Annotated in this window: 3 protein-coding genes; 2 read left to right on the top strand and 1 reads right to left on the bottom strand. The window is 45.8% G+C overall.

What is annotated here, in order from left to right; translation table 11 throughout:
- Window positions 1–159 precede the first annotated feature (159 nt).
- Window positions 160–2856, bottom strand: a complete 2697-nt coding sequence (locus tag PX636_RS09970) for a CBS domain-containing protein (RefSeq protein ID WP_288116991.1) — start codon at window positions 2854–2856, stop codon at window positions 160–162.
- A gap of 113 nt (window positions 2857–2969) precedes the next feature.
- On the opposite strand from PX636_RS09970, the gene PX636_RS09965 reads away from it, so the two are divergent.
- Both PX636_RS09965 and psbZ read left to right on the top strand, forming a co-directional pair.
- A complete protein-coding gene (locus PX636_RS09965; protein ID WP_288116990.1) occupies window positions 2970–3425 on the top strand; it encodes a CopD family protein in 456 nt (151 codons plus the stop codon).
- Between the two features lie 362 nt (window positions 3426–3787).
- On the top strand, window positions 3788–3976 hold the full coding sequence (psbZ, locus tag PX636_RS09960) for a photosystem II reaction center protein PsbZ (protein ID WP_002732865.1): 189 nt from the start codon (window positions 3788–3790) through the stop codon (window positions 3974–3976).
- Window positions 3977–4143 lie beyond the last annotated feature (167 nt).

Raw genomic sequence — 4143 nt, 5'->3', positions numbered from 1 at the left:
GTGGGGTGTGGGGTGTAGGGTTTTACCGATTCTCATCTGGTCAATTACCTAATTTTCAGAGAAAAAGTCCCAGAATTTTCCCCCTATCTCTCCCACAACTGGTACTTTTTGATTGACAAAAAGTCTAAAAGTCTTACCCAATAAGGTTTTTAGATTTATTCAGCAAGCCCGAGTTAATCTAGCAATAAAAGCCATAGCTTCGCTTTTATTGCTGACTATTCCATCTAAAGTTGCCCCCAACACCGCCGCAAGTAACGATTTAAACTGGGGACCCGGTTGATAACCCAAAGCTTTTAGGTCATTGCCGTCGATAGGAGCCTCAATCTGCGACCATTTAGTTAAATATTGCCAGATTAAAGCCCGAATCCTAGTTTCACTCCTCACCGCCACCAGTAACAAACTAGGAACCCTATAACCATTGAAAAAGCTGACAATTTGACTAACGGGTTGATCATAAGCAAAATTATTGCTAATCTCCCTTTCCATAACTTCTAGTTTTTGTAAACGCTCCACAGTATCTTTGGGCAATTGTAAATTATTAGCGATCGCTATTCTTTCCCCCACAGCCAGAGAAGCGATTAATAATTCCAACCGCATTAACCAAGCATTCACTGGCAATTCCAGACTTAAACAATCTAACCAACGACTGAGACAGCGCAATTGTCGCCATAAAGCTTGATTTAAACTTAAATCCCCGTGTAAACAGTGCAAAGCCCCCAAATCGGCCAACTTTTCTAAGGCACTTTCCCAGTAATCCGCCTCTAAAATATAATTCAACTCCGCTTTTAAACGGGACTGTAAAGCGGGTGCATTCTGATTTTGTTGCCGTGAGCGCTCATAAACTCCACTTTCGATCGCATACCTAATATAGCTTTCTGTCAAGGGTTCAATAACAAATCCTAACCGAGTGGCAAAACGCACCGCTCGATAGATGCGCGTCGGATCCTCAATAAAACTATTAGCGTGGAGAACCCGGATTTCTTGAGCGCGTAAATCCAACATACCGCCAAAAAAGTCGAGTAATTCCCCCTCTTTCGGCGAAGTTAGGCGAATTGCCAGAGAATTAATTGTAAAATCCCTTCTATACAAATCCTGTCGAATCGAACTAGCCTCCACTTGGGGATTACTGGCGGGATAGGGATAGAATTCCGTGCGTGCCGTGGCGATATCCACCCATAACGAGCCAAAACGCTCATCTTTGTGCCATAACAAAGCCGCCGTCTGAAATTCCCCGTGAATCGATAACCGGGCCCCCGGATAAATTTCGCGTAAACAATTAGCCAATTCTACCCCCGCACCCACACCGGCGGCGCGATGGCAGCCATCCACCACTAAATCGATATCCTGTAACAATAAAGTATCCCTTTCTGCCGCTAACAATAAATCGCGCACCGCACCCCCAACCAGATAGAGATGCCAACCGCGTTTTTGAGCGGCAGCGGCGGCAGATTGCAGAAATGACCATAAAACCGGCTCTAAACGCTCTTTAATCGTCGGTAAAAGACAGGAAACCAAAGCAACCCCTTCAAAACGCACCCGCTCATTTTGATGAATCTGTCTTAATACATCTGTACGAGTGACGATACCGACTAACTGCCCATTTTCTAGTACAGGTAAACGCCCTAAATCATACGTTACCATCAGTGACTCGATTTCCTGAAGGGAAGTGTCGGGGGTAATAGTTTTCGGATTACAAGTCATGTATCCCTTCACGGGAGAGCGAGAAAAGCCGTGATGGAGAGCTAAATCGAGGTCACGACGAGAAATCACCCCAACTAAGCGATCCTGCTCATCTACCACCGATAAACCCGAATGGCCGTAACGGAAAAGGATGCGCTCGGCTTGAGATATGGAAGTATCGGGACGAATTGTCCGCACCGGAGAAGACATTAAATCCCTAGCAGTGGGAGAAGGAGGAATTTGAGCAATTAAGTCCCCCAGCAGTTGGTTTAACTGTTGAACTGGCTGAACATCGCGAAAGCTCACCGAAGCGGCCTGAGCATGACCACCGCCGTTATAGGGGGAAAAAAGCTGATATAGATTCACTCCATCGATTCTAGAGCGACCAATCACAGTTAAACGCTGTCGGGAATTGTCTTCCTCGTCTTTACTATAACTATGGCCGAAAAGTAGTGCATCACTATCGGATAATTCCAGTAGGCGCTCGGCCAGACTAGACAAACCGGGGATAAAATCGGCAGTATGGAGGAGAACGTGGGCGATTTTACGGTCATGGATCGTTTTAATCTCTAGATTTTCCCAAGCAAGGCTAAATAACTCCTGTAAGCGCGGGGAAAAACTCGGTTGACAGTATTGGGCGATCGTTTTAATGTTAGCAGCACAGGTCATTAACCAAGCCAAAGCATAGGCATCCCTGGGGGTACTACCGGCAAAAGTCAGGGAACCCGTGTCAACGTGAATACCGAGTGCCATTACCGTCGCTGCCATCGAGTTTGGTTTAATCTGGGCTTTTTGTAAAGCTTCGACAATTAAAGTCGTGGTGGCTCCCACCGCTTCTAAATGGACGCTAGAGGCATGAATATCGCTTTCACTATCTAAATGATGATCATACAATTCGATCGCCTGTAAATGCCCTAAATCGAGCCACTGGGAAGCTTTTCCCAGACGCTCCCGCCACTGATTATCAACGATAATTAAAGAGCGAATACAGGCCGGATTAACACTACGCATTTCAATTAAAGCGAATTCATCCCGATGCAGGGCCAAAAATTCCCTCACCGTTGGGTGCGCTCCCCCCGTTAACACAATGCGACTACCCGCTTTCAGCAACGATAAACCCACCGCTGCCCCCAAAGCGTCAAAATCCGCCGTTTGATGACATAAAATTAAATCCATATTTTTTAGTAAGGAGAAGTTAGCGAGATTTTTTCTGTATCTATTGTTACTAAATACTCGGAAATAACCGGGTCAAGTACTATAAGTTAGCAAATCATGACTGAGAGAAACCCATGTTATTCAAAATTCTAGTAATTCTCCACACCCTAGGGGCGACCGTCTGGGCCGGTGGTCATTTATTGTTGGCAGTCACCGTTCTACCCCAGGCCCTCAAAAACCGAGAACCAGACCGAATTCGTCAATTTGAGCAATATTTTGAAGGTTTTGGGTTATCTGCGCTATTGTTGCAGGTAATAACAGGCCTAGGACTGACTTGGATTTATTTGCCCGGTTTTCGTGATTTTTGGTCATTTGATAGTTTTTTATCGGTTTATATAGGAATTAAGTTAGCTTTACTGCTATTAACTCTCATCTTGGCCCTTCATTCCCGCTTTTTTCTCATTCCTAAACTGAGCAAGGAAAACTTAAATGTCCTCGCCCTGCACATAGTCGCCGTCACCACTCTAGCAGTATTGTTCGTCATTTTTGGCGCTGGCATCCGTTTGGGGGGCTTGAGCATTAGCTTTTAGCAGTTCAGCAGTCTGGAGACCTTTCTAGGGCAGGTTTGGCGAAAACGCGAAAATACTGTAATCTGGGCAAGGGATTACAGGGAGTCACTTCCCCCACCTAACCCTTGCCATGCTGCTTTTGACAAGGATGGAGACATCAAAAAAATTTTAGAACCCGCTGCGGCTGGGTAGTCACTGGCAGTAAAATTAAAATGCTCGTGGATTCAGTCTGACAGGGATATCTCCTGGGAACCCCTGATTCAGAGAGGACTTAGAGGAAGGATCGTCCAGTTAAGTTGAGTGGAAGCGAGGCTCTTCCATACAAGTATCAAATCTGGGAGAATTATCTAAATAAACATCAACTGCTTTAGGAGAACCCAATCATGTCTATTGTTTTTCAATTTTTTCTCATTGCCTTAGTTTTATTTTCCTTGCTGATGGTGATTGGTGTCCCCGTTGCCTATGCTTCCCCCCAAAACTGGGATCAATCGAAACCCCTTCTCTATGTGGGTTCGGCAATTTGGGCGATTTTAGTCGTTGCCGTCGCTATTTTAAACTTTTTAGTGATTTAGCCTTGATCAGGAGACGGGAGACAGGAGGAGATAGGGTGATAGGGTTTTGGGGTGATAGGGTGATGAGACAGCTTCCCCACTACCCCACTACCCCACTACCCCACTACCCCACTACCCCACTACCCCACTACCCCACTACCCCACTACCCCACTACCCCACTTCCCAC

It is taken from the genome of Microcystis sp. M53598_WE2 (assembly GCF_030067735.1).
GTDB lineage: Bacteria > Cyanobacteriota > Cyanobacteriia > Cyanobacteriales > Microcystaceae > Microcystis > Microcystis aeruginosa.
This window is presented reverse-complemented; position numbering and strand designations above follow the sequence as displayed.